Annotated in this window: 22 protein-coding genes; 8 read left to right on the forward strand and 14 right to left on the reverse strand. The window is 55.0% G+C overall.

Annotation, left to right across the window (positions count from 1 at the left end; genetic code table 11):
- Positions 1 to 131 precede the first annotated feature (131 nt).
- The 4 genes from EI42_RS34340 to EI42_RS13300 form a co-directional block, all read right to left on the reverse strand.
- The gene (locus EI42_RS34340) at positions 132 to 257 is read right to left on the reverse strand and encodes a hypothetical protein (RefSeq protein WP_282957320.1); all 126 of its coding nucleotides are present in this window, start codon (positions 255 to 257) and stop codon (positions 132 to 134) included.
- 59 nt (positions 258 to 316) lie between these two features.
- Positions 317 to 1648, reverse strand: a complete 1332-nt coding sequence (locus tag EI42_RS13290) for an MFS transporter (RefSeq protein ID WP_111322732.1) — start codon at positions 1646 to 1648, stop codon at positions 317 to 319.
- Positions 1649 to 1822: 174 nt separating this feature from the next.
- Positions 1823 to 2236: a GNAT family acetyltransferase gene (locus EI42_RS13295; protein WP_111322734.1), complete on the reverse strand. Its 414-nt coding sequence runs from the start codon at positions 2234 to 2236 to the stop codon at positions 1823 to 1825.
- Positions 2237 to 2462: 226 nt separating this feature from the next.
- The gene (locus tag EI42_RS13300; protein WP_111322736.1) at positions 2463 to 2711 is read right to left on the reverse strand and encodes a hypothetical protein; all 249 of its coding nucleotides are present in this window, start codon (positions 2709 to 2711) and stop codon (positions 2463 to 2465) included.
- Positions 2712 to 3091: 380 nt separating this feature from the next.
- Here EI42_RS13300 and EI42_RS31910 point away from each other — a divergent pair, with 380 nt between their 5' ends.
- Positions 3092 to 3304: a hypothetical protein gene (locus EI42_RS31910; RefSeq protein WP_137686032.1), complete on the forward strand. Its 213-nt coding sequence runs from the start codon at positions 3092 to 3094 to the stop codon at positions 3302 to 3304.
- A gap of 171 nt (positions 3305 to 3475) precedes the next feature.
- On the opposite strand, the gene EI42_RS13305 is transcribed toward EI42_RS31910, so the two are convergent.
- The 7 genes from EI42_RS13305 to EI42_RS13335 form a co-directional block, all read right to left on the reverse strand.
- Positions 3476 to 4159, reverse strand: a complete 684-nt coding sequence (locus EI42_RS13305; RefSeq protein ID WP_111322738.1) for a VOC family protein — start codon at positions 4157 to 4159, stop codon at positions 3476 to 3478.
- A gap of 120 nt (positions 4160 to 4279) precedes the next feature.
- Entirely contained in the window at positions 4280 to 4729 is a 450-nt protein-coding gene (locus EI42_RS13310) for a 2-thiouracil desulfurase family protein (RefSeq protein ID WP_111323085.1), read from the reverse strand.
- Between the two features lie 127 nt (positions 4730 to 4856).
- Complete coding sequence (locus tag EI42_RS13315) at positions 4857 to 5816, reverse strand: sugar kinase (RefSeq protein ID WP_246046270.1); 960 nt, start codon at positions 5814 to 5816, stop codon at positions 4857 to 4859.
- Positions 5817 to 6446, reverse strand: coding sequence for a bifunctional 4-hydroxy-2-oxoglutarate aldolase/2-dehydro-3-deoxy-phosphogluconate aldolase (locus EI42_RS13320; RefSeq protein ID WP_111322740.1), 630 nt, complete (start codon positions 6444 to 6446; stop codon positions 5817 to 5819). It abuts the gene before it with no gap.
- 142 nt (positions 6447 to 6588) lie between these two features.
- Complete coding sequence (locus EI42_RS13325; protein ID WP_111322742.1) at positions 6589 to 7056, reverse strand: RidA family protein; 468 nt, start codon at positions 7054 to 7056, stop codon at positions 6589 to 6591.
- 43 nt (positions 7057 to 7099) lie between these two features.
- Entirely contained in the window at positions 7100 to 8212 is a 1113-nt protein-coding gene (locus EI42_RS13330; protein ID WP_111322744.1) for an alanine racemase, read from the reverse strand.
- Positions 8212 to 9825 (reverse strand): N-acyl-D-amino-acid deacylase family protein, encoded by a 1614-nt coding sequence (locus tag EI42_RS13335; RefSeq protein ID WP_111322745.1) that lies wholly within the window; start codon positions 9823 to 9825, stop codon positions 8212 to 8214. The genes EI42_RS13330 and EI42_RS13335 overlap by 1 nt, the downstream gene beginning before the upstream one ends.
- Positions 9826 to 10209: 384 nt before the next feature.
- Here EI42_RS13335 and EI42_RS13340 point away from each other — a divergent pair, with 384 nt between their 5' ends.
- The 3 genes from EI42_RS13340 (at position 10210) to EI42_RS13350 (ending at position 13059) form a co-directional block, all read left to right on the forward strand.
- Positions 10210 to 10932: a FadR/GntR family transcriptional regulator gene (locus EI42_RS13340; RefSeq protein ID WP_170142600.1), complete on the forward strand. Its 723-nt coding sequence runs from the start codon at positions 10210 to 10212 to the stop codon at positions 10930 to 10932.
- Positions 10933 to 11253: 321 nt separating this feature from the next.
- A complete protein-coding gene (locus EI42_RS13345; RefSeq protein ID WP_111322748.1) occupies positions 11254 to 12204 on the forward strand; it encodes a ribose-phosphate diphosphokinase in 951 nt (316 codons plus the stop codon).
- Between the two features lie 231 nt (positions 12205 to 12435).
- Complete coding sequence (locus EI42_RS13350; RefSeq protein WP_111322750.1) at positions 12436 to 13059, forward strand: YrzE family protein; 624 nt, start codon at positions 12436 to 12438, stop codon at positions 13057 to 13059.
- A gap of 19 nt (positions 13060 to 13078) precedes the next feature.
- Here the strand turns inward: EI42_RS13350 and EI42_RS13355 are convergent, their stop codons facing one another.
- From EI42_RS13355 to EI42_RS13365, 3 genes are all read right to left on the reverse strand, one after another.
- Positions 13079 to 13945, reverse strand: coding sequence for an NAD-dependent epimerase/dehydratase family protein (locus tag EI42_RS13355; protein ID WP_111322752.1), 867 nt, complete (start codon positions 13943 to 13945; stop codon positions 13079 to 13081).
- Positions 13946 to 14227: 282 nt separating this feature from the next.
- Entirely contained in the window at positions 14228 to 15124 is an 897-nt protein-coding gene (locus EI42_RS13360) for a cation diffusion facilitator family transporter (protein ID WP_111322754.1), read from the reverse strand.
- Between the two features lie 51 nt (positions 15125 to 15175).
- The gene (locus EI42_RS13365) at positions 15176 to 16384 is read right to left on the reverse strand and encodes a glycosyltransferase family 9 protein (RefSeq protein WP_211326157.1); all 1209 of its coding nucleotides are present in this window, start codon (positions 16382 to 16384) and stop codon (positions 15176 to 15178) included.
- A 178-nt stretch (positions 16385 to 16562) separates the two neighbouring features.
- Here EI42_RS13365 and EI42_RS13370 point away from each other — a divergent pair, with 178 nt between their 5' ends.
- The 4 genes from EI42_RS13370 to EI42_RS13385 are packed head-to-tail and all read left to right on the forward strand — an operon-like array spanning position 16563 to position 21126.
- Complete coding sequence (locus EI42_RS13370) at positions 16563 to 18284, forward strand: carbamoyltransferase family protein (RefSeq protein ID WP_111323089.1); 1722 nt, start codon at positions 16563 to 16565, stop codon at positions 18282 to 18284.
- Positions 18284 to 19249 carry a glycosyltransferase family 2 protein gene (locus tag EI42_RS13375; protein WP_111322758.1) on the forward strand — a complete coding sequence of 322 codons (966 nt, stop codon included), beginning with the start codon at positions 18284 to 18286 and terminating at the stop codon, positions 19247 to 19249. The genes EI42_RS13370 and EI42_RS13375 overlap by 1 nt, the downstream gene beginning before the upstream one ends.
- A 25-nt stretch (positions 19250 to 19274) precedes the next feature.
- Positions 19275 to 20267: a radical SAM protein gene (locus EI42_RS13380; RefSeq protein ID WP_211326159.1), complete on the forward strand. Its 993-nt coding sequence runs from the start codon at positions 19275 to 19277 to the stop codon at positions 20265 to 20267.
- A 19-nt stretch (positions 20268 to 20286) separates the two neighbouring features.
- Positions 20287 to 21126: a glycosyltransferase family 2 protein gene (locus EI42_RS13385; RefSeq protein ID WP_111322762.1), complete on the forward strand. Its 840-nt coding sequence runs from the start codon at positions 20287 to 20289 to the stop codon at positions 21124 to 21126.
- The last annotated feature ends 7 nt before the right edge of the window (positions 21127 to 21133 follow it).

Genomic DNA, 21133 nt, shown 5'->3' on the forward strand with positions numbered 1-21133 from the left:
CTTTCTTGCAGGCCCCAGAGAAGAGATAAAGGGGGGCACATTCTCCCTTCTTTTACACGGAAACGACTTCAGAGTGTCAACAACTCGGCATTGTGCTCCGGAAGGAGGCTCACCACGAGCCTCCCTCTTTTTCACCAGGCTTTCAGCAGGCTCAAGAGCGCGTCAGGAAACGTCTCACACCAGACGAGGTCATCATGTCCCCCGTGAAACTCCCGGTACTCGACCGAATAGCCCCGAGCACGCAAGACATCGCGCATATGCCGAAAAGGGAACGGCGCGCAACCGTCCCCTTCTTAACAACATTGTGATTGCGCCATCAGGCATTCATCAGCCGTTCATGCTCTTCCTCTGAAGCCTCTGTCAGCGCCTCTTCATTCGGTCGAAGCGTGCCCAGCTTGCGAATTTCGGGCCAGACCAGTGAGACAATGCCAACGACTATCATCGTGCCAATACCGCCAAAAACGACCGCAGGCACCGGACCCAGGTACTGCGCCGCCGCTCCCGACTCAAAGCCGCCAAGCTGGTTGGAAGCCGAGATAAAGAGCTCGTTTACTGCTGAAACACGACCGCGCATCTCGTCAGGCGTTCGCGCCAGCAACAGCGTGCTCCGAATCACCACGCTGACACAATCCAGCCCACCAAGCAGGAACAGCATGAGCAAGGAGAGCCAGAACGACCGGGACAGGCCAAATACGATTGTCACCAGACCGAAGCCGGCAACCGCCAGCAGGAGCGCGCGCCCGGCCTTCTTAAACGGACGATGAGCGATAATGAAGGTGACACAAAGCGCACCAACCGAGGGAGCCGCTTGCAGCCAACCAAGCCCGCTCGGCCCCACCTGCAAGATATCCTTTGCAAAGACCGGCATCAGAGTTGTCGCGCCACCAAGCAACACGGCAAATAGATCAAGCGTAATGGCAGCAAGCATAACGGGTGTCTGGCGCAAGAAACGCACCCCTTCCCCGAGCGAACGGAGCGATGGACGTTCCTTCTTCTCGCTAACCTTGCGCGGCGCCGGTCGCGTCAGGCTGATCAAGCATATGTTAATCAGCACTGCAAGCGTGTTGATAATATAAATGGGGAGCGCACTATGCGCCACAGCGATCAGCAGGCCCCCACAGCCCGGCCCAAGCACCGACGCAAGCTGCCAGGCGCTACTACTCCATGTCGCCGCACTCTCAAACGCTTCCTCTGGCACCATCTGCGACATCAATGCCGAGGAGGCAGGATTGTTAAAGGCGACCGCCGTTCCCATCACTACCAGACAGCCATAAATGAGCACAATCGATGTATTCGCATAAGAGCATAAACCAAGCGCGCCAACCGCAATAAAATGAACAGACAGCGCAATAAGGACAATAGCTTTCCGTCTTCCCTGATCAGCAAGCTGCCCGGCTGGCAGGGTAAATAAAAAAACTGGCATGATCATCGCCAGTCCAACAAAGCCAAGCGCCAGCTCGGAGCCCGTGCGCTCATAGATCTCCCACCCAACCGCTACATTCAGCATAGAATCGCCAATTGAAGCAAGCAGCATACCGATAAACAGAAAGCGGAAATTGCGATAGCGCAGCGCCTTATAGGGATCATGTTTGCGCTTTGCAGCTTGCTCGGCCTCTGGCGGCGAACTGTTATGTAATGGTTCTGACATGCTATCCTTTCTCTACTCTTCTATCCCTGAAAAATTGCCCTCTACTACAAGTGACCTTCTACAGCAAGATCGATACATTACACTATGTCATCATTGCGGAGGAAAAAGCAACCCTGTTCACGCAGGAAACGACGTGCTGTCTACGATCGTAGTTCATCTCTTCTATAGAAGAATTTAGCGGTGTAACCATTTCTCCATAAAGATCAATTCATCACGCTGATATCCTGCGCGTAGATAGAACTGCTGCACATCTGCATTCTCGGGCTCGATCAGCAGATTGACCTTATCACAGCCCTTTGCCAGCAGCCGCTGTTCCACTTCTTGCAACAGAATGCTCCCGATTCCACGCCCCTGAGCAGCAGGCGCAACGGCCAGATGATTGATCCAGCCACGCCGCCCATCGTAGCACCCCATAATCACACCGAGCAAGCGATGTTCTTCCTCGACCACAAGAAACAGATCAGCATCTCGCTCCAGCTTACGGGCCATCCCCTCAGGCGTATCCGAAGCGCTCAGTAACAGGCCACATTCCTTCCAGAGCGCCACCACTGCATCATAGTCTTGCAGGCGAAAGCCGCGTATATGCATTCTTCTCTCCAATCCTTCCTTCATCCCATACCTTCTGTTCCCCTGAAATGGAACAGCTTTATGCTGCTTATCATACCACGAAGCAAGCAATCAGAAAAGGCGAAGAGAGCCCATTTTTCCAGCAAGAGCAGGCAGAGAATAGGGAGGAAAGAGGAGAAGCAACCTCATACAAAAGGCTCCTCTGCAATTCTTCTGTAGAGGAGCCCGTTCTTCTATAGAGGAGACGTCAGCGGGGAAGCCAGTGCGAGCCCGCAAAGCTAGCAATAAAAGAAAGCACATAGATCGTCAACACACTTGCAATCACGAGCAAATGTGTGCTATTGCTTCGGAACTGTTTCCGCGCAAGAATCAAAGCCGAAAGAGAAAAACAAATAATAGATAGCGATAAGAGAATCAGAACGTGCCAGTTAAAGGACATGCCAAGAAAAAGGAGAAATGCACTCATTACAGCAACCGATGCTGCAACCTGTTTCATAATATCACTCCGGCCTTTCTTCTAAAATCTAAAAGAACATGAGGGCAACTCTTCCCTCACTCCTGCCGCGCAGGGTACACTATTTTATACGATTCACAAAGAAGAAATGTTTATTACCGAACAAAAATCCAGGATGAGCTGTAACCCGGGGGATTTTCCTGTCCAGAGGGCGATACTGTCTTCTTTCTCCTTATAATAGAGCATCGCAGGAACAGGAGTATAGACATATAATGATACCAGCACGTACCTATTCTCTTATGACAGCAGGAGCATCCATGTAGACGCGAGGATATGATCTTTTTCCGGTTGGACTAATCCGAGACGACAAACGCGCTCAGCATCGTCTGTATTGGGGGTCATCGTGAGGGAACAGGCTGGCAATGTGCCGCACGGGAGGCAGCAGCGGTCTATATTGCTCCATCAGGCCTCCCTATCACGGCATCGAACTCACGTCCTGGCCAGCGCAGGCCGCTATGTCGCCGCTGGTAATCCTCGTGCATCCTGAGGGGCTCCCAACGCCGATCTCCCTTATAAAAACCGACGATACGCCAGAGCAGATGCAGCGCCTTCTCACGGCTCCAGCGCTATCTTGATGAAGGAGGAAAGGCCGTGCCCAAAGAGCCGTTTTTCTGCGTCATCTGCTCCTATTTATGCCATCCTTGCGCGTCTGCTCCAGCTTCATCCTGAATTGACGGAGTCCACACGAGAGCGACGAAACACTATTTCTTGAACGAAAACAACGAAAGGAAGGGAAATCCCTCTCTTTATTTCTTCGCGGTGACAACATCAATAGTGTAGGGATATGGTTCAATACTGTACTGCCCGGGCTGATCTCCAGAGATAGTCACCTGGACAGGAGCGATCGTCGCAGGGACCACAAAATTCGGCAGCCAGAGCCGCCCTTCTTTCACCACAATAAACAGCCCGTAGATGTCTCCAACCGCCGCAAAGCCCTCCATTCGCGAATTGCGGTAGACATCCAGGTGCAGTTCTTGCTTCAATTTCTCCTCCTGCTCCTCAACTTCACCTACAACCAGGCCGATCTCACAGACACGCAGAATATCACTGGAAGAGAAGGCTCCTGTTGAAGCATCTGGAAGATCATAATGAGCAATAAACTCAAGAATGTTCCCGGCAGCATCATAGAAGTAGATCGAAGCAGAATTCCAGTTTTCCGAGCGAAATTCCTCGCCCCCCTGATATTCCAGAATGGGAACCCGAGCCCGCGTCCACTCCTTCACACGCTCCCATTTGGCAGATGGCACCATAAAGGCCACATGATAGATCGCCTCCTGCCCGGTTGCTGCAAATGTCAGGGCCGTCTCTCCGGCCTGAACGGTGAACGAGGTAGTCTCCTCCCGTACCAGCGGCAGGCCCAGGACCTCTGTATAGAAAGCTTTCTGGTTGAGAAGCTGTGACGTCGCCAGGAAAAGTGTCTGTATCTTCATGCCTGGTTCCTTTCTTGTTGAGGACGATACTTTGTACTCTGTATAAGGAGATTATACGCGGCCCCTTCCTGGCTGTACCTGTCCAAAATGCAGATATCCCCTGTGCGTTCGATCAGACTTTCATTCTTCTAAAGCCAGCTCCGATCGAACTGTAATGCCATATCTCCGCAACAGTGCGGCTGTCACCCCGGTGCCCGCCTGCCGCTTGCCTGAAAACGTGCCATCATAAATCGTGGCACACCCGCATGATGGACTGAACTCCTTTAAAATCGCCTCTCTGGCCCCGGCAGCCTGCGCCAGCTTGAGCGCCTGATGAGCTCCTGCAAGAAAGGCCTCTGTCACATCCTGCCCACTCTCATCAATGACACGCGCCTTCCCATCCAGCACATCATCACCATCTCCACCTACAATCTCAGCGGGACGCCGCGGCGTAGAAAGCCCGCCGAGCATCTCCGGGCAGACAGCAATCGCCTCCTGATGCTCAACAAGCCGAATCACGCGGGGATCAGGTTTTGCCTGCCCATTATAACGGCATGGCGTCCCGGTCATGCAGGCACTCACCAGACGAATCGGTTTTCTTGCAGCCATACATTCCTCTCATTCCAAACAAGCTCTTTCAATATCGCGCTCAGAGAGCACATCCCCCGTATTATAGCCGATTTTTGCAGAAAACCCCACCGCTCTTCCTGATATTCCACTAGAAGCGCTCTTTATCTTCTATCGAGGATTTCCCGGGCGTCTCTTCACCACGAAAGCCCGCATAATCGCCCAGCTCAGCAACGATAGCCGCTCCGACGCGTGTACCCAATTGGAGCGCCTCTTGAAGCGAGTAACCACGCAGCCAGCCCGCAAGAAAGCCCGCATTAAAGCCATCTCCCGCCCCGACAGGGTCGACCACCTGCGCCACTGGATGGGCCGGAACCGAAATGCACGATGAACCGACAAAAGCGCACGCGCCCTGTTCCGCTCGTCGAAGCACGGTCACCTGGGCCCGAAACGTCTCGGCCACTTTCCGTACCTCTTCCACCTCCTCCACACCAAACACCGCCGCCGCATCTTCGTGGCTCATCAAAATGATGTCGGCTCGCCTGAGCAGCGGCAGGAGAACCGCACGCGCCTGTTCAGGCTCCCAGAGCGGGGCCCGATAGTTGGGATCAAAAACAACCAGCGCCCCGGCTTCCTGAGCCAGTTCCACCGCATAAGCCACCGCCTCAGCACAGCTTTGACTCAATGCCGGCGTGATTCCGGTGAGATGGACAAGCCGCGCCCCCTCAAACAGCTCACGGTGCAGATGCTCGGGTGCAAGGCGACTGGCGGCAGAAAAGCGACGATAGTAGAAAACACGTCGCAAGCCGTCGGGGAGCCATTCGCGGAAAAAGACCCCGGTTGGAGCCTGCTCGTCTGTGATAATAGCATCCGTTTGAACACCTTCTGCCGCCAGTGTTGAGCGGATACGCTGCCCGAACGGATCGTTCCCGACACGACTGATAAAGCGCACACGATGCCCCAACCTGCTCAACCCGATCGATAGATTTGCCTCAGCGCCAGCAATGTCAAGCGCTAACTGCCCGGCCTGAGCCAGAGGAATCGGCTCTGAAGGATAGAGCACAGCCATGCATTCGCCCAGGGTCACGACCTCCGGTTGCATCATCTCCATCTAGCGAATTGCCTCCACCTGCGCCCGCGCCTGAGCCGTAATCTGCGCCCAATCGCCCGATGCAACCGCCTGCGGTGAAATCAGCTTTCCGCCGATCCCGACAGCAACCGCGCCAGCATCCAGAAAAGCACGAGCATTCTCGACACCAATGCCGCCCGTGGGCACAACACGCAGGAACGGCAACGGTGCCAGGATATCACGCAGGTATTGCGGGCCGCCCTGACGCGCAGGGAAGAGCTTAATCATATCGGCTCCGAGCTCGTGTGCGGTCAGCATCTCGGTCGGAGTCAGCGCGCCACACAGTATCGGTACATTTGCCTCCTTGCAGGCTGCGATCACGTCCGGGCGCACCACAGGCGTCACGACAAACTGTGCCCCTGCCTTGATCGCTTCCCTTGCGTCTTTCGCCGTCAGTACCGTCCCAACTCCTACACACACCTGTTCTCCCTGATGCTCTCTCACTGTCTGAATCGCCTCTATCGCGCCCTTGCCGGTGAGCGTGAATTCCAGAATCGGGATTCCTCCGGCCTGAAGTGCACGAGCCACTTCCAGCGCATGGGTATATGCGTTAAGGCGCACTATAGCAACAATGCGCTCCTGTATGATCTGCTCAACAACAGAAATAGTCATCACTCCCTCCATAGATACGACAAGCCGCCGGGCAATCCCGCATCCTCGCGGCACTCGATAGTGAGTTGATTGATCGTTCTATCAATGATCTGTGCTCCCGGCAAGGAAAATCACTCTTCCTCTGCCGAGAGCAGTGAAGCGGCTATGGACGCGGCTTCACCTCAACAATGATCTCAACTTCGACAGGCGCACCAGCAGGCAGCTCAGCAACGCCGATGGCAGCGCGGCTATGTTTTCCGGCGTCGCCAAAAATCTCCTCAAACAACTGAGAAGCGCCATTGATCACCTTCGGCTGGTCCGTAAAGCCCTCGGCAGAGGCAACATAGCCATTGACCTTGACAATGCGCACGATCTCGTCCAGGGAACCAACCAGGCCACGCACTTCCGCCAGGCAGTTAATCGCGCACAGACGAGCTCCCTGCTGTCCCTGCTCGATAGATACATCACGCCCGAGCTTACCCTGCATGGTCAGCTCCCCGTTGACGGTGGGCGTCTGCCCGGAAGCATAGACCAGATTGCCGGTCCGCACCGCAGGGACATAGCTAAAGGCAGGAGCAGGTAATTCAGGTATCGTGATACCGAGCTCTTTCGCACGTGCTTCAAATGACATAAGACACAATCCTCCTCTATAGAACCTATCGGGTATTTCAATACTATTGACGTAAGCCACGCGCCGCGACCGGCAACACCTCCGTCACTTTGCCCTCGCGCACCAGCAACAGTTCATTCGAGAGGTTAACCGACGTACACACGTGGTTCGGGAAAAAGGCCAGCTTCTCGCCAATTTCGGGCTGAAAGCCGGGCGCAAGCTTGACGAAGCCATGTTCCTCGCTCATCTTGATAACGATCCCGCTCACGCCGTCGGTCGTCACCCCATAGCCCTGCAAGCCCGCGTTCTGCGGAATGACATCGCCGCTGAAGGCTTTGGCTCCGGCATCGATGATCGCGATATCAGGCGCTGGCCGACTGACCACCGTGGTGAGAATCGACAGCGCAATCTCATCAAGCGTGCTGGTGCCGCTTTGCATCGTCATGCGATCAAAGAAGACGTACGTTCCGGGCCGTATCTCCGTGACGCCTGACACCCGCGCGGCATATTCCCCCGAAGGTGTAGACCCCACGCTGACCTCGTTGATCGGGATTCCGTCAGCACGCAGGCAGTTTGCCAGATCAACCATCAGCTCACCTTCCAGCCGGCCAAGCACTTCCGCCTCTTGCGAGGGGGCGTCGGGAAAGCTGATACCACGAAAGGTAAAAATACCATCCAGTTCCAGCCCCGGCGCGTCCAGCACCAGACGACAGAGAGAAGCGGCCCTTTCCGGTTGAATGCCACTTCGATTCAACCCGCTATTGATCTCGATCCGCACAAACAGCGTTACGCCCGCCTCACATGCGGCCTTCGAAAGGTGCTGAATGCCAGCGGCACTATCCGCGCCAACAATCAGGCGGCACTTCTTCGCCAGGTGCGCCGCGTGCCGCGCCTTCATTGCCCCTACAATCGGATAGGCAACAAAGACATCACCGATGCCGCTATCGATAAATACTTCAGCCTCGCTCAATTTTGCCGCTGTAATTCCTACCGCACCGGCCTGAAGCTGGCGGGCAGCTATCGCCGGAATCTTATGCGTCTTGATATGGGGACGCAGCTTCACCTGAGCATTTCTGGCAATACGGGCAAAGCGCTCAATATTTGCCTGTAGCTTCTCATCATCAACAAGCAACGAGGGGGTATCTACATTCTCAATGGGCTGACCGATCAGAGTCATCAGATCTTCATCCTTTCTGGCGTTAACAGGCGACTGGCATAGACGGCGTGCTCCTGACCCTGCCAGAGAACGGGCCGCCCGGCCACAAGCACCGCCTCAATACCGACAGGATAGCGACGCGGCTCGTTATAGGTCGCGGTATCGCTGATTGCTTCCTCATCAAACAGCACCAGATCAGCAACTTTACCGGGAGCAATCTCCCCATGCTCCGATAGGCGAAAACGCCGCGCAGGAAGCAATGTCAGCTTATGAATGGCCTCCTCAAGCGACAGCAGCTTGCACTCCCGAACATAGCGAGCAAGGAAACGAGGGAAGGTACCATACAGGCGCGGATGAGGCCGACCACCGGGGAGCGGAATGCCATCAGAGCCGAGCATAGCGAAAGGGGCCAGCGCGGCCCGATCAATGTCGGCCCGGGACATGAGTTGCAGCAGCACCGTGACCTTGCCGCGCTCGTGCAGGATGAGTTCAAAGAGTGCCTCATCAGGAGCGAGCTGAAGCAGGTCTGCGACTTCGAGCATGTTCTTTCCTTCAAGCCCTTTATACCCTTCCGACTGAACGGAGGCAATACGCACGCCCTCCCATCCAATATACCCTATCTGATTCTCCCAACCCTCGACGCCTGTCTGCAAGTCGAGGCTGACGCGCCTTCGAGACGAGGGATCACGCAGGCGCTCAAGTGTTCGCTCAATCCCGCCATCCAGCACCCAGGGCGGCAGCAACTGCAAAATCGTGGTTGAGCCATTCGTGTATGGGTACATATCAATAGAGACATCCAGCCCTCGCGCCCGAGCTGCTGTTAGCATCTCAAGTGCCCGTTCCATCCCACCCCAGTTGTGGCGTCCGCACACTTTCAGGTGGCTGATATGGATCGCGACATCTGCCTTCTCACCGAGTTCGAGCATTTCTGCAATTGAAGCAAAGAGATGGTCACCCTCGCCGCGCATGTGGGACGTTACCACGCCGCCATAGCGACCGACCACACGCGCAAGGCGTGTCAGTTCTGAGGCAGGCGTATACATTCCCGGCACATACATCAAACCAAGCGACAGGCCCGCTGAACCTGCCTGCATCGCCTCTTCAACCAGCGCTTCCTGGGCCTGGATCTCCCGCTCGGTTGCCTGCCGCTGGCCATAGCCCATCACCGCCACACGCAAAGGCCCATGTGGAAGCAGCGAGCAGACATGCTGCTTCAGAGCCGTCGAGCGCATCGTTTCCAGATACGCGCCCACGGTGGGCCAGTTCCACGGCAGCGAATCTTCGCCCAGAATCGCGGATGAATAGGTCTTTACCGCGGCCTCATGCTCCTGAACAACCGGAGCCATGCCGAAACCACAATTCCCGATCACCAGCGACGTCACACCCTGGTAGAGCTTCGGCGGGACTACGGACTGACGCAGCACGACCAGATCATCATGTGTATGAGCGTCGATAAAGCCAGGAGCGACGGTCAGCCCACTTGCATTGATAACTTGCTCGGCATCGCCCTCAAGCTGCCTCCCAAGCGCAACGATATGGCTCCCTGCGATCCCGATATCTCCCGAAAAAGCTGGCGCTCCAGTTCCGTCCACAATGCGCGCATTGCGGATCAACACAGTATATCTTGAGCTCATAAGAGTCTCTCTTCTCTTTATCAAATATGCCTCAGGGAGCCGCTAGCGCCATGCCATGCCCGATATTACAGCCAGATGAAACCCGGGGATTCATCTCGAAATAGAATGCCAAACATCTGCGGTTGCGACTCTCCATTGAGTCACTTCTGTTATATTTATGCTCTCATACGTACAGCATATATCGAGCAATACAGAAGCGCATATTCTTTGCAGAACGCTTGTCGAGAAAAGCTCGCTGGAAGCCGGCCCGGCAGAGCATGCAAAGAACAGGTTAAGCTGAAATTATCATATTTTCTCTCCCCTGTCAACCTGTATTATAGGTTGACGGGAGCCAGGCAAACACGCTATGATACCGACAGAGAGAACGGAAAAAGAGCGAGAAGCATGCTAGGAAAACTCCATAGAGAAACGTTGGCCGAACAGGCCGCCACCAGCCTGATGAACTATATTCGCACCAGAAATCTCCAGCCCGGCGACACCCTGCCCTCAGAAGCCGAGCTGGTCACGGAATTTGGTGTCAGTCGCCAGGTGATCCGTGAAGCCCTGAAATCATTGCAGGGCAAAGGCGTGATCGAGATCATCAATGGCAAACGCCCGACCATTAAGCCGATCAGCAGCGAGCTCCTCCAAACCTTTTTTACGCATGCCGCCCACTTCAACCATCATACCATTATAGAACTCATCGAGGTCCGCAAAGGCATCGAGGTCCAGAGCGCTATGCTGGCAGCCCAACGCCGCAGTGAAACGGAGCTGGCGCACATGGAAGAGATCCTTGCCGCGATGCGTCGTTCGGTCGGAGCTATCGATACAGATATTGATACCTCCGTCGATACATACATTCAACTCGATGTCGCGCTTCATCAGGCGATTGCTACTGCCACCCACAACAGCATGATGTATCACTTGATCCACTCGATCAGAAGTGCATTGATAGAGACAATACGCGAAGGGCTGCTGCATCGACACACCTCAGAGGAAATCGAACGCGTCCAGGAGGTGCATGAAATGCTGGTCGCCGCGATCAGGGAGGGAAACGCCCCGGCGGCAGCTCAGACGATGGCCGTTCACTTTGATGAAGCGCTCACCGCTCTGATGAAGGATGCCTGAACCGTGCTGCTTACCCTCGCATACTGCAACAAACAACACCAGAAGAAACGACTGCTCACATACAGGCAGTTTTCTGGTGTAGAAGCCTGCCCTGCTCTATCCTATCCCCCTTTCTTCCCCCCTGCTATGAAAGAAGTACTACCCGGGACGACAGGAATGATGCGGGAAGATGGCAATAAAGCCTCCCGCTGAGCCACCGGGCATTTGACGTTTGCCTCATCTAATGCCAAAATAGCAAGGGAAAAATGTATCCAACTTTCTCAGGAAACACCCGGGGCCGACAGCCCAATATCCAAAGGAGCGATGTAAAAGGATAACATAATGCGAGACATTACCATCTTCAGCGGTAGCGCACACCAGGAACTGGCACAAGAGATCGCAGAGTATCTCGGCCTGACCCTTTGTCCTACAACTATTCGGCGCTTTAGCAATGATTGTCTATATGTCCAGATGAACGAGAACTGCCGGGAAAGTGATGTATTTATCGTACAACCGATTGTCCCTCCTGTGCAGGAAAATCTCGTTGAGCTTCTTTTTATGCTTGACGCTGCCCGTGGTGCATCAGCAGGACGTATCACAGCAGTTATCCCCTATTATGCCTATGCCCGTTCGGATAAGAAAGACGAGCCTCGTATCTCTATAGCCGGTCGTCTCGTGGCCGACCTCCTGGCAACAGCAGGCGCGAACCGTGTGCTGACAATGACCCTGCATGCTGCGCAGGTTCACGGCTTCTTCAGTGTCCCGACCGATCACCTCAACGCGTTGAATGTGCTGGCTCGTCATTTCCGACAGTATGACCTGAGCAACACGATTGTTGTTTCACCTGATCTGGGCAACGCAAAATCCGCCTCACACTTTGCGCGACTGCTCAACATCCCGGTAGCGGCAGGAAGCAAGCGCCGGATCAGCGACGATCAGGTGATCATCGATAACATCGTCGGTGAAGTTGAGAATAAAGATGTCATCGTGCTGGATGACGAGATAGCGAACGGTGGCACGATTATTCAGATTCTGGAAAGGCTACGCGAGCACCACGTGCGTCAGATTCGGGTTGCCTGCACTCATGGCCTCTTTACTGGCAAAGCCATTGAGCGGCTCAAGGCGCAAGATGACATCACCGAGATCGTCACCACCAACACAGTCCCCCTTGCTCCCGAAAAGCGCCTTCCAAACATGACCGTCCTTTCTATTGCTCCTCTACTCGCCGAAACCATCCGCCGCAACCACAACGGTGAATCGGTAAGCAGCCTGCTTCTCGACGACAAGTTCTAAACGACTCACTCCGTCTGGCACGCGATGTCTCTCGATGTTGCGTGCCCTTTTTCATCTGTACATGCCTCTCTTTTTGATCCACTTCACCCCTGATCTAGAGCCGCCTTCTCTGCTCACTCGCCTGCCCAAAACGAGCACAGCATCTTTTTCATGGTCACAACAGTATTATGTATCAGAGCAAGATTCTGTAGTGAGAACATCCCTACATTACCGGCTAGCAGGAGGAAAACCATGAACGAGCCAGCACAGGAGCGGCCATCCATTCCAGCAGCGGAGCAGGAAACGACACACCCCGTTTCGCCACAGCCCGACACCGTTCCGGCCATCCCGGAGAAACAACCAACCCCTCAGAAGCCACAACCAGCCGGCTCAGGCAAAAAGGTCCGTATAGCCCTTATTAGCGGCCTCATAGCAGGCATATTAAACGCTCTCGTCACATTGCTTATCACTCTGACGAACGCCTCTACCTTTCTCATCGCGCGTCAGCAGATCGCAGCAGACAGACTGACCGTCAAGATCGCCCTCGCGCTTGTGGGTTGGCAAGCGGGAATCCTTCTTGCAAGCCTCCTGCTCGGGCTTGCGACGGGCTGGATCACCGGCAAAATTACACGACTGCGCTGGCTCGGCTTTCTCGGCGGAGCGCTGGCGGGCGCAATCTACTCCCTTGCCATTTTTCTGGCCAGTTCATTTCCTTCCTATCCCGGTAATCTGAGCGTCGTCAGCGAGCCATTTTCGATCGCACGTCTGCTCATTTCCGCTCTGCTCCTGGGGCTCTGGGCGTTGGGTGGCGGGCTTGTCGGGCTCTTTGGAGCATGGGTCGCAACCGTATCCCTATCAACTCGAAAACAGCCTTAGCCCGTCACGGAGAGCAGGTTCATTCCTGCTCTTCTTTGCTTGTGCTGCTCTCTGCGACAAACAGGCTTTCCACGTTATAGATCGGTCGATAGCCGAGCTGCTGCCTGGCCTTCTCAATCGCGTATACCCTATCGATGCACGCAGGAAGGGGCCAGCCCTGCTGTTCAAACAAGGCGAGAACGGCGGGCGCTCTCTCTCGCAGGACCGCGACAGGGTCATGCAAAAGCTGCTCTGTATCGCTTTCCTGAAACGGCGATAGCGCAGCAATATTAAACAGATCAAAACGAATATCCTTGTTCTCCACTGCCAGGATATGAGCCGTCGCCGCATCGCGCACGTCAACCCCGCGATAGAGCCGGTGAAGCACCTGTGCAGCTCGTGGCTCGGGCATAAAACGAGCGATACGCAGGCAAATGACGGGCACCCCCCGTCGATACGCGAACTGACGACACAACTCTTCAGCGGACAGCTTGGTGCTATCATAGATGTCGCGTGGCTGAGGCAAAAGCTCTTCGGTGACCCAGACTGCCGCATCCTCTGGTTCCATCGCTGCACCATAGATCGAAGTTGTACTGGTATAAACAAAACGCCGTATCTTGCGACGAGCAGCCGCTTCCAACAAGACAATCGTTCCCGTGACGTTCGTATTCACAAAATCCTGTATAGAATGGCTGGACAGATGACGCGCATGAAGCGAGGCCGTATGAATCACAGCATCCACTTGCTGCATAATTACCTCAACCGCATCGCGATTCAGGATATCCACAACATGGCTTGTCCACCTTCCCGGAACAAGATCAACACCTACAATCTCAGCCCGTGAGGCAAGCTGAGAAGCGACTTCCGCCCCTAGTTGGCCGGAACTCCCGGTGATAAGAATACGCATATACTTCTCCCCGTATTCTAGCGCTATGCGAATTCTGCCATCTCTTTTCTGCTCTCTTACTCATATACTCTACATCATCTCTTGCTGCTTCACACTTTTCTTCTATTATTATCTTGACTGGAAGCGCTGTCACCTCCTTCTCTCGGTCAAAAAGTTTTCACCTACGCATCTATAGTAACATACATTTCTATGTAATTTGCATTTTCATAGAAAATCAGGACTTTTTTCTATATAAAACTTTTTCGATATACTTATACACAAGAAATAAAAGATTCCGAGGAGTCAGCGATCAAACCCCTGATCGTTCCAGGCAGCCGGGTCTTCACGCGCCTCCAGATGCGTCATGGCCGCGCATCCCGGGACCGCCTGATCTATCGCAAGCTCGATCTCTTCACAGAGCGCATGCCCGCGCTGAACCGTCCAATCTCCCGGCACAAGCACATGAAGGGAGGCAAAGCTTCTCGATCCAGAGCGACGCGTCCGAAGCGCATGAAAAGCCACTCCCTGACGTTGAAATGGTTCCAGCGCCTCCTGGATACGCTCAAGGTCATCCGGTGGAAGCGCGGTATCAAGCAGCCCCAGACCGGCACTGTGGAGGATACCTAACCCGACCCGGATGATATTTGCGGCAACAAGCAGCGCTATCAGCGGGTCCAGAATCAACCAGCCGGTGAACAGAACCAGAACCAGGGCGACAAGAACCCCGACCGTTGTCCATACATCTGTTAATAAATGGTGTGCATCAGCCTGTAGAGTCACCGAACGCAGGCGCTTCCCGGCCTGAAGCATCAGCAGAGCCAGCCCACCATTGATAGCAGCACCAGCAACCGAGAAAACAATCCCCCAGTTCAACTGTTCGAGCGGCTGCGGGTGAAAAAGGCGTGGAATTGCCTCGACGATAATAAAAACGGCAGCAGCAAGGATCAAGGTTCCTTCCGCGCCGCTTGCAAAGTATTCCGACTTGGTATGACCATAGGCGTGTTCTTCATCAGCCGGACGCGCCGCCAGACGCACCGCCCAGAGCCCGATCAACGCGGCGAGCAAATTCGCGGTCGATTCTGCGGCGTCCGAAAAGAGACCAACCGAGCCCGTAATCAGGTAGCCCACAAATTTGATGCCCATCGTAACCACTGCGGCAAGCAGCGAAAGTGCCATGTAGAAGCGCGGCGTCCGATCCATGAGAAGAGCCTTCTACTTTCTATTCTTACGCGCTATTTCTGCTCGCTATTCCTACTTTCTATTTGTGACCAGCTTTTCTACTATAGCTTCATCTCGAGAGGGAAGTGACTTCGAGAACAGGTCTAGAGCCGCGGCAACCACATCTTCCTGTGCAATGGTGTTGACAAAGGATGCATGATGATCACACGATTTCTGCGACCGATCGACGCCACACACCGGGCAGATCAGCAACCAGGAAACAAACGGGCGATGATGTAAGCGCGACAATGGCCCGTAGTTCATCATATTGAAACACCAATAGATTCCCACCGTAGCCGCTCCTACAGCCCGGGCAAGATGCAGCGGCCCCGAATCATTCGAGATCACCACGCGACTCCGCGTCAGGAGCCCGGCCAGCCCCCCTATGGAGAGACGATCACAGAGATTGTACCCTTCGTGCCGCATCGCGTGAATAACCTGTTCCACGACTGGCCGTTCGCTTCCCGTACCGGTGACAACCACCCGCGCCCCCGCCTCATATAGCGCATCGCCAACCGCTGCAAAGCGCTCTGGAGCCCAACGCCGGGCCGGATCACCAGACCCTGGATGCAACACCGCCAATGGCCTCCTCTCTTCAGGCAACACCCGCTGAGCTTCAGCCAGATCGGCAGGAGTGACTGTCAGACGTGGCTCAAGTACCGTCATCTTTGCACCCGCCAGAGAAGCCACTTCAAGGTAACGCAATACCTCTTGCTGGAAAAAGATATAGGGAAGCCAGCGATCCAGCGGCGGCGCATCCTCGGCCTTCAGACCAATGGTGATCCGCGCCCCAAGCCGCAACAGAAACGGATTGGAATACTTGCCACCACCATGAATCTGAAAAGCCAGATCAAACCGTTCCCTTGCCATCTCCTGAAAGAAGCGTTCAAGCGCCTCCTCATCATTCTGATACGTCTCGGGCATGCCAACACCCGCGCAAGGGGGAATCACAATCACGCGGTCAACCGGGCCGGGCCGCCCGCGCAAAAACGCCTGATGCCAGGACTTCGCCAGCAGCACGATCTCGGCTCGGGGATATGTTGCACGCAATGCTTCAAGTGCGGGTAAAGCGCAGATAAAGTCACCAAGCGCATTTGCTCTTAGCACAGCTATCTTCCGTACATCAGGGATAACAGATCCTTCGGGTACCATCGTCACTCCTTTCAAATTGAGTTCATTCATTCCCTTCACGAGTAGTAGGGGGATGACGAAGACAAGCCAGCACCCTGTTTTGTCCTTCACAGATTGATTTTCTTCTATTTGCCACCATTTTCCTACAATGGATATATGGAGATGTTACGTTTCTTGCTTGCCCTGCGTGCTCAGGAGAAAGGAGCCTTTCCCTCCGGTGAGGGACATCTTGAAGTTTTTCAATACTCAAACGATTGGCAATCGTATTTCCAAAACTGGAGGTCGCGACATGTATACTCTTGGCATCAATGCCGCCTTTCATGACTCAGCAGCCTGCCTGCTTCAAGATGGGAGGATTATCGCGGCGGCGGAGGAAGAACGTTTCACTCACCAGAAACATGGCAAGCGCCCCATCCCCTTTTCTACGTATGAGCTCCCATTTCATGCTATTGCATATTGCCTGCAAGAAGCTGGAATCTATCTGAAAGATGTCGACCATATTGGCTATTCCTTCGATCCTGCACTTTTGCTCGGTTCCCACAAAGGCGACGCGGCACTTGTATTACCCCTGGAGCCAAGCGCCCGGCCGGTCGCGCCCGAATGGGAATCGCCCTGGGAGCCACTCTTTCTCTCTTCCATCGTCAACGCGCCCCGGCACCTCACAGGAGGCGTCCCCCACCACTTGAAAGCTCGCTTCCGGGGGGAACGATCCTATCAGTGGCACTTTGTCGAGCATCACCTGTCCCATGCCGCAAGCGCCTTTCTGGTTTCACCCTTTCAGCAAGCAGCCATTATGACGCTTGACGGGCGCGGCGAGAAGGCCACGACCACCTACAGCATCGGCGAAGGGCTCAGCATTCAGCGCCTGAGGCAGGTCGATATGCCGCACTCGCTCGGCCTGCTCTATGAGCGCGTGACCGAATATCTCGGCTTCCTGCATTCATCCGACGAGTATAAGGTGATGGCACTGGCCTCGTTCGGCAAGCCAACCTATCTGAACGAGTTCCGCTCACTGATCCATCTCGGCTCCGATGGAAGCTATACGATTGATCCCCTGCGGCTTGAGGAGCGCTTTGGCCCGGCTCGCTTCAAGGGTGGGCCACTGGAGCAGCGCCATTTCGATATTGCGCACTCGTTGCAATGTGTCCTTGAAGAGACGGTGCTTCATCTGGCTGATTGGCTCCATCAGACAACCAGGCTTGACGCGCTGTGTATCGCTGGCGGTGTCGGCCTCAACTGCGTGTTGAATGCTCGATTACGCGATAAGAGCCCTTTCAAGCATATCTGGGTTCAACCGGCAGCGGGAGACGCTGGAACCGCTCTGGGCGCGGCTCTGGTGGTCGATGCACAGCAGCGCCCCGGCGCAACCCGCAGCTATCAGATGGAGCATGCCTTCCTCGGTCCCGCATTCTCGGATGAGGAGATAGAGCAGTTCCTGCGCTGGTCGAAGCTATCGTACAGGCGCTTGAGCGATCCTGCCGAAGAGACCGCGGCCCTGCTTGCCGAGGATAAGATTATTGGCTGGTTCCAGGGACGGATGGAGTTTGGGCCCCGGGCGCTCGGAGCGCGTTCTATCCTCGCTTCACCCTTGCATGCTTCTATGCAAAATCGGCTCAACGAGATCAAAGATCGCGAGGATTTTCGCCCGGTTGCTCCGGTTGTGCTGGAAGAAGCGGTTGCTGAGTGGTTCGTCAACGGGAGCGTTTCACCGTTTATGCTCTTTGTCTACGATATTGTCCCGGAAAAAGCAGATCAGATCCCTGCCGTACGCCACATCGACGGCACCGCCCGCATTCAAACAATCAACCGGCAACAGCAGCCCCGCTATTATGACCTGCTCAAGGCGTTTGAGCAGCGGACCGGCGTTCCTGTTCTGGTGAATACATCGTTCAACACGCGTGGCGAGCCGATTGTTTGCACGCCACGAGACGCTATTGAATGTTTCTGGACTTCTCCGCTGGATGCACTGGTAATCGGTTCATTTTTACTGGAAAAACGACAGGATAGCTGATGAGCATTGAAGTATCAGTCGTAGTGCCAACCTGCAACCGCAATGAGCTGCTTGAGCGCTGCCTTGAAGCATTGGTCTCTCAGGATTTCGCGCCGGACGCTTATGAGATCTTGATAGTGGATGATGCAGCCAGCCATGCGACGCGACAGCTTATTGAACGCTGGCAGAACAAAACCCTGCCCTGCATTCGCTATCTCGCAGGCAAAAAGTGCGGCCCGGCTGTTGCCCGTAACCTGGCATGGAGGCAGGCAAGAGGCCGATTTATCGCTTTTACCGATGATGATTGTCAACCACAGCATGACTGGCTTAGCGCTGGCATGGCCGCTTTTCAAGATGGCACTGGCGCTCTTTCTGGCCGCGTCATTGTACCCCTGCCGCCTGTTCCCACCGACTACGAGCGCAATGCAGCTCTGCTTTCAAACAGCGATTTTGTCACAGCCAATTGCTTTCTCCGTCGAGACGTGCTGGAACGACTCAACGGCTTCGATGAGCGTTTCACGGCCCCCTGGCGCGAGGACAGCGATCTGTTCTTCTCACTTTTGAAGGCAGACATTCCCTGGAAACATGTACCACAGGCAATTGTGGTGCACCCTATTCGGCCCGCTCCCTGGGGTATCAGCATACAGCAGCAACAAAAGAGCATGTTTAATGCGCTGCTCTATAAAAAGCATCCCGAGCTCTATCGCGAGCGCGTCCAGGCGACGCCGCCACTCCAGTATTACGGGATGTTGAGCGCTCTCTTGCTCGCTGTCTTCGGGCTGAGCAGGCGGTCAAAGGCGCTGACGCTGCTTGGAGGCCTGTTCTGGTTCAGCCTGACCGGGCGCTTCTGCCTGCGTCGCCTGCGCCACACATCACGCGCCCCGGCCCATGTGCTGGAAATGATCGTGACCTCGGTCCTGATCCCGCCGCTTGCCATCTTCTGGCGCTTGCGCGGCGCCCTGAAATTTCGCGTTTTCTTCTGGTAGTGCCTTGAGGAGAGAAACTATGCAGATGCCAGGCTATATCCAAATTGAACCCGTAGGACAATGTAACCTGCGCTGTCAGATGTGCTCGATTCAGTTTCGGCAGGATGGCCCCCCATATGGCCCGCCTGCCTTCATGCACTTCGAGACATACACCCGCATTATTGATCAGTTCCCCGGACTTCAGGAACTGCATCTCCAGGGACTGGGGGAACCGATGATGCATCCCCGCTTCTTCGATATGGTTGAGTACGCGGCCAGCAGGGGAATCAGGGTGACAACCAACTCGAACATGACACTGCTGAACGATCGTAAAGCCGAACGCTGCGTGACCTGCGGCCTGGATTGCCTGCATGTTTCGATTGATGCTGCAACCGCTTCTACCTATGAACGCATCCGGGTTCGAGGCCACTTCGATCGTGTGCTACGCAATCTGGAACGGGTGCTGAACGCCCGAGAGCGCCTGAGAAGCCAGAGCCCGCACTTCCATATGGTCATGGTCATCATGCGTCAGAATTTGCAGGAACTGCCCGATATCGTTCGATTTGCCAAACAGTGGTCTTTTGAGCAGATCTTTGTGCAGCATCTCTGTCATGATTTCGGCGAGGCCAGCCTACCCGAGCGCTATCTACCCATGCGCGATTTTGTGCAACAGGAAACACTGCTCAACGAAGATCCCGAGCACGTTGAGCGCTACTTTGCCGAGGCTCGAACCCTGGCCACCGAACTGGGTATCGAGCTACGACTTCCACGCATCAGAATGCGAATGCACCCACCGGGGACGCCCGGTCCAGAGCGCTGTGACTGGCCCTGGCGTGGGCTGTACTTCAGCTATCAGGGGTACGCGATGCCCTGCTGTATGATCTCAACGCCCGATCGCTTCAATTTTGGCAAGATTACCGATCAGCAGGGCGCCGAGCTCTGGCACAGCGCGGCCTATCAACAGTTTCGCGAGCAGCTCTCTTCTGAGAATCCACCGGACATCTGTCGTTCCTGCTCAATTTATTCTGGCACATTCTAGCTTTTTGGAGAGACACATCATGGCATCAGTTGACATTCTGCTTCCAACCTACAACCGCCTGACATCGCTTGTGATGACACTTTCCGGGGTGGCAGCCCAAACCCTGACTGATATACGCGTCATCGTCGCCGATCAAAGTCAACCTCCGGTCGGAGAAGAGCAGGTCATTCAAACGCTGAGGCGAGTCATTGAGGCGCGTGGCGGCTCGGTTGATTGGCATACCCGTGAGCCGCTTCATGGCATCGCAGAACAGCGCGATTTCTTGCTGCGGCAGGCGACAGCGGATGCCGTCCTCTATCTCGACGATGATGTATTTATGGAGCCCTGGGTGCTCGGCAAGTTGCTTGATATGTTGAAGCGGGAACAATGTGCCTTTGTGGGTGCCTTTCCTGCCGGGCTCTCGCATCGAGAAGATGTGCGTCCTCATCAGCAAATAGTGGAATACTGGGACGGCCCGGTACAGCCAGAGGTCGTTGAGCCCGACTCGCCGCAGTGGGAGCGCTGGCAGCTCCATCGCGCCGCCAACCTGTATCACGCAAGCCAGAAGCTGGCACCCGGAGAGTTTCGGCTGTATAAGGTGGCCTGGATCGCCTCCTGTATCCTCTACGACCGTCAGAAGCTGCTTGACGTCGGTGGTTTCTCTTTCTGGTCGCGCCTGCCCCGCTATCATTCGGGTGAAGAGGTCCTGGTTCAGAACCTGCTCATGCGGCGCTGGGGCGGCTGCGCACTGATGCCTTCCGGCACCTACTATTCTCAGGTTCCCACGACCGTACTGAACAAGGCCGGGACAGTAGACGGTCATGCCCTGAGCCTGCTTCCCGAGATGGTTGAACGCTATACAACAATACAACAAGGATAAGTGCTGT

This window comes from Thermosporothrix hazakensis (genome assembly GCF_003253565.1).
Taxonomy (GTDB): Bacteria; Chloroflexota; Ktedonobacteria; order Ktedonobacterales; family Ktedonobacteraceae; genus Thermosporothrix; species Thermosporothrix hazakensis.

Bases quoted from the DNA above. Each gene is read 5' to 3' on its own strand.
- EI42_RS13305 (WP_111322738.1), bottom strand. From the start codon at position 4,159: ATGAAGATACAGACACTTTTCCTGGCGACGTCACAGCTTCTCAACCAG.
- EI42_RS13330 (WP_111322744.1), bottom strand. From the start codon at position 8,212: ATGACTCTGATCGGTCAGCCCATTGAGAATGTAGATACCCCCTCGTTG.
- EI42_RS13335 (WP_111322745.1), bottom strand. From the start codon at position 9,825: ATGAGCTCAAGATATACTGTGTTGATCCGCAATGCGCGCATTGTGGAC.
- EI42_RS13345 (WP_111322748.1), top strand. From the start codon at position 11,254: ATGCGAGACATTACCATCTTCAGCGGTAGCGCACACCAGGAACTGGCA.
- EI42_RS13290 (WP_111322732.1), bottom strand. From the start codon at position 1,648: ATGTCAGAACCATTACATAACAGTTCGCCGCCAGAGGCCGAGCAAGCT.
- EI42_RS13315 (WP_246046270.1), bottom strand. From the start codon at position 5,816: ATGGAGATGATGCAACCGGAGGTCGTGACCCTGGGCGAATGCATGGCT.
- EI42_RS31910 (WP_137686032.1), top strand. From the start codon at position 3,092: ATGTGCCGCACGGGAGGCAGCAGCGGTCTATATTGCTCCATCAGGCCT.
- EI42_RS13370 (WP_111323089.1), top strand. From the start codon at position 16,563: ATGTATACTCTTGGCATCAATGCCGCCTTTCATGACTCAGCAGCCTGC.
- EI42_RS13340 (WP_170142600.1), top strand. From the start codon at position 10,210: ATGCTAGGAAAACTCCATAGAGAAACGTTGGCCGAACAGGCCGCCACC.
- EI42_RS13325 (WP_111322742.1), bottom strand. From the start codon at position 7,056: ATGTCATTTGAAGCACGTGCGAAAGAGCTCGGTATCACGATACCTGAA.
- EI42_RS13375 (WP_111322758.1), top strand. From the start codon at position 18,284: ATGAGCATTGAAGTATCAGTCGTAGTGCCAACCTGCAACCGCAATGAG.
- EI42_RS13320 (WP_111322740.1), bottom strand. From the start codon at position 6,446: ATGACTATTTCTGTTGTTGAGCAGATCATACAGGAGCGCATTGTTGCT.
- EI42_RS13380 (WP_211326159.1), top strand. From the start codon at position 19,275: ATGCCAGGCTATATCCAAATTGAACCCGTAGGACAATGTAACCTGCGC.
- EI42_RS13385 (WP_111322762.1), top strand. From the start codon at position 20,287: ATGGCATCAGTTGACATTCTGCTTCCAACCTACAACCGCCTGACATCG.
- EI42_RS13355 (WP_111322752.1), bottom strand. From the start codon at position 13,945: ATGCGTATTCTTATCACCGGGAGTTCCGGCCAACTAGGGGCGGAAGTC.
- EI42_RS13360 (WP_111322754.1), bottom strand. From the start codon at position 15,124: ATGGATCGGACGCCGCGCTTCTACATGGCACTTTCGCTGCTTGCCGCA.
- EI42_RS13350 (WP_111322750.1), top strand. From the start codon at position 12,436: ATGAACGAGCCAGCACAGGAGCGGCCATCCATTCCAGCAGCGGAGCAG.
- EI42_RS13300 (WP_111322736.1), bottom strand. From the start codon at position 2,711: ATGAAACAGGTTGCAGCATCGGTTGCTGTAATGAGTGCATTTCTCCTT.
- EI42_RS34340 (WP_282957320.1), bottom strand. From the start codon at position 257: ATGCGCGATGTCTTGCGTGCTCGGGGCTATTCGGTCGAGTACCGGGAG.
- EI42_RS13295 (WP_111322734.1), bottom strand. From the start codon at position 2,236: ATGCATATACGCGGCTTTCGCCTGCAAGACTATGATGCAGTGGTGGCG.